Annotated in this window: 1 protein-coding gene; it reads left to right on the top strand. The window is 74.4% G+C overall.

Annotated features, from left to right (window positions below; all coding sequences use genetic code 11):
* Positions 1-3,367: hypothetical protein (locus KDM41_17585; protein ID MCB1185236.1), on the top strand; the 3,367-nt coding region annotated here is incomplete at its 5' end.
* Positions 3,368-3,473: the final 106 nt, after the last annotated feature.

Genomic DNA, 3,473 nt, shown 5'->3' with positions numbered 1-3,473 from the left:
GTGCGGTCTCGTCCTGGCCGCGGCCCTCGGTGCGACGTCCCCGGCCCGCGCCGCCCAACTGGCGGTGCCCGCGGTCTACCCGACGATCCAGGCGGCCGTCGATGCGGCGGCGGCGGGCGACGAGGTCGTCGTGGCGGCGGGGCTCTACGAGGAGCAGGTCGTGATCACCCGGTCCCTGACCCTGACCGGGGCGGGCGCCGACCTGACGGTGATCCGGGCCCCGGTCTTCATGCCCTACACGGTCTCGCCGGTGATCTACAACGCGGTGGTGTTCGCCGTCGGGCCGGGGATCGACGTCACGCTGCAGGACCTCGCCGTCGACGGTGCCGGCCGGGCCCGCACCGGCACCCGTCTGGTGGGCATCATGTACCAGCGGGCCGGGGGGCTCGTGCGTCGGGTGGACATCCGCAGCGTCCACGCCACGCCGGTCGGCACGACCCCGTCGGGCATCGGCCTGAACGTGGCCAGCGAGCCGAGCGACGCCATCGCCTTCGCGGCCGAGGACATCACGGTCGTGAAGTTCCAGAAGTCCGGCTTCGCGGCCTTCGGGAGCGGCGGCAGCCACGACCTGCGGCGCATCACCTGCGACGGCGGCCTGCTGCCCAGCGACGCGGTGCTGAACGCCTTCGAACTGGCCAACGGGACCACCGGGACCATCACCGACTGCACCGCGCGCGGGGCCTGGTACGACGGCCAGGCGTCCGGATCGACGACGGCGTGCGGCTTCCTCTTCTACTACGCCGGCGCCTGGGAGGCGTCCGGGCTCGTGGCCGAGGGCAACCAGGCCAACGTGTACGCCATCGCCACGCGTCTCGACCTGCGCGACGGCACCATCTCGGGCTACCCCGACGACCTGCCGTTCAATTCGGGGCTCGTGGTCACCGGCCCGGGGTCGGCGGCCAAGCTCGTCGCCGGCGCGCCGGCCCGGCCGAGCCCCCAGGCCGAGACCCCGGACAAGACCATCGTCAGCCCCCTGGCCACGACCGTGACCGTCACCGGCTGCACCATCGCCGGCGCGGGTCTGGCCAACTCCCGCGGCGTCGTCCACTTCGCCAGCCTGGCCGAGACCGTGCTCGACGTGGCCGACTGCCGCATCACCGACTGGGGCACCGGTCTGCTGGCCCTGGAGGCGGGGACGGCCCGCTCCGTCGGGCGGGTGCGGGGCACGTGGTTCGGCGCCAACAGCGCCGCCGGCATCTATGCCGACACCGGCGACCCGTGCGACGCCCGGGGCAACCACTGGGGCGATCCCTCGGGCCCCCTGGCGCCGCTGCGCAATCCGGGCGGACTCGGCGACGCCGTCGTGGGCAACGTGCTGTTCGATCCCTGGTTGACGGGCAACCTCTACCCCGCGCCCCTGCCCCGCTACATCAGCCTGGCCGACAGCCTGGCGGGCGAGTTCACCGACGAGGTGACCATCCGGCACGTGGGCGGCGGCGCGGGCGTGTACGGCTATTCCGTGGAGGTGACCTGGGACGAGTCCGTCCTGAAGGTCGCCCCCGGCGACGTGACCCGCCCCGCCGCCGGACCCTTCGCCGAGGCGGCGCTCTTCCAGGTGCTCTCCATCCCCGGGGGCGTCCGGGTCGACGCGGCGCTCGGCGGTCCGGCCCCCGGCGCCGCGAGCGCCGACCTGTTCACGGTGCGCTTCCGCCTCGTCGGCGCGCCGGACTACACCGAGGTTCCCCTCGACGTCCACCTGCGGCATCTGCGCGACGCCGCCAACATGGACATCGCCGGCGCCGTCGCCGCCCCGGGCCTCGTGGTGGCCGACGTGGTCGCACCCGTCATCGGGGCCCCCGCCCCGCAGAACCTCTCCCTGCCCCACACCGACCTCTACGCCAAGAACGGCGATCTGGTCGAGTTCGCCGCGCCGGTCAGCGACGGCGACCCCCACCTGGGCCGGACGGACGTCTTCGCCGATCAGACCGCGCTGCTCGGCCTGACCGGCTACCTGCGCCAGCCCGACAGTTTCGACGGCGGCATCGCGCGCTGGAACGGGCTGCCCGTGTCGCTCTATCCCGCCGATGGTCCGGTGCTGTGGTCGGTGCTGGCGGTCGATCCGGCGGGCAACCTCGCCGTGCGCCAGGACACGCTCCTGGCCGACAACACGCCGCCCCTGCCGGTGACGGGTTTCGTCGCCACCCCGGGCCCCGACCGGGTCGAACTGGGCTGGGACGATCCGGCCGGGCTGGACGCCAACCTGCGCGAGGTCGTGGTCCGCAGCATCCCCACCGGCGAGTACCCCCTCTACCGCGAACGCTGGCCCGACTTCCCGGCCGCCCCGGGCGCCGGCGACTCGGTGGCCGCCGGCCTCGCAGGCGCGACGGCGGCCTGGCCCGCCGATGGCAGCGCCCGCGACGTGCACGCCTTCACGGCCTTCGCCGTCGACATGGTCGGCCTGACCTCGCCGGCCGCGCCCACGGCCCAGGCCCGCACCCGCAACTACTTCCTCGCCGACGTGACCACGTCGCCGGCGCCGGGCTACGACCACCTGACCGACGCGTCCGACCTGGCCCACCTGGACCTCAGCTGGGGCAAGGTCCTGTCCGACCCCGGCTTCCTCGCCGAATGCGACGTGGGCCCCACCGACACGGGCACGCCCCACGGCCTGCCGCTGCCCGACGGCCTGATCGACCTCGAGGACCTGATGATCTTCGCCGAACGCTACGGCGCCGGCGTGGGACCGGGGCCGGAGACCGTCCCCGGCGCGGGCACGGTCCGGCTGGGCTGGTCGCAGCCGGCGGCCGACGCGTGGACGCTCACACTGCTGGACCCCTGCCCGGCCCTGAAGGGCCTGCGGGTCCGGGTCGAGCTGCCCGCGGGCGTCACCGCCACCGCCGCCGCGGGTTCGCTGCTGGTGGCCCAGGCCGATCCGGTGCACCTGCGGCAGGCGGGCGACGGGCTCGACGCGACCTTCGCCGTCCTCGGGGCCGGGCGCGGACTCGCCGGCGACGGCGAGCTGCTGCGGATCGCCCTCGACGCCGGGCTGCCGCCCCCGGTCGCGACCTACGACGCCCGCGGCACCGACAACTCGCCCCTGCCCGTCGAGGGATTCGTCTCCGCCGTGCCGGCGGAAGACGCCACACCGCGCCGGTTCGCCCTGCACGGGGCCCACCCCAACCCGGCCAATCCCGCCACACGGATCGTGTTCGACCTGCCCGCCCGGCGCCGGGTCCGGCTCGAGGTCTTCGGCGTCGACGGTCGCCGCCTGGCCACCCTCGTCGACGGCCCCCTGCCCGCCGGGCGCCACGCCGTCAACTGGGACGGACGCGACGACACCGGCCGGGGCGTCGCTTCGGGCGCCTACCTCTTCCGCGTGCGCGCCGGCACCTGGTCCGGCACGGGCAAGCTGCTGCTGGTGCGATGAAAAAGGTTGTGCCTTCAAGAATGTGTCTTCCGCCGAGTGCTGATCGCCGATAGACGCTGGGTCATAGTTCAGAACGCATACCCCAGTTCGTGCCGCCTCTCCCGGT

The organism is bacterium, assembly GCA_020440705.1.
Lineage (GTDB): Bacteria > Krumholzibacteriota > Krumholzibacteriia > LZORAL124-64-63 > LZORAL124-64-63 > JAGRNP01.
The sequence above is the reverse complement of the archived record's forward strand: the minus strand, read 5'-3'. Positions and strand labels throughout refer to the sequence as shown.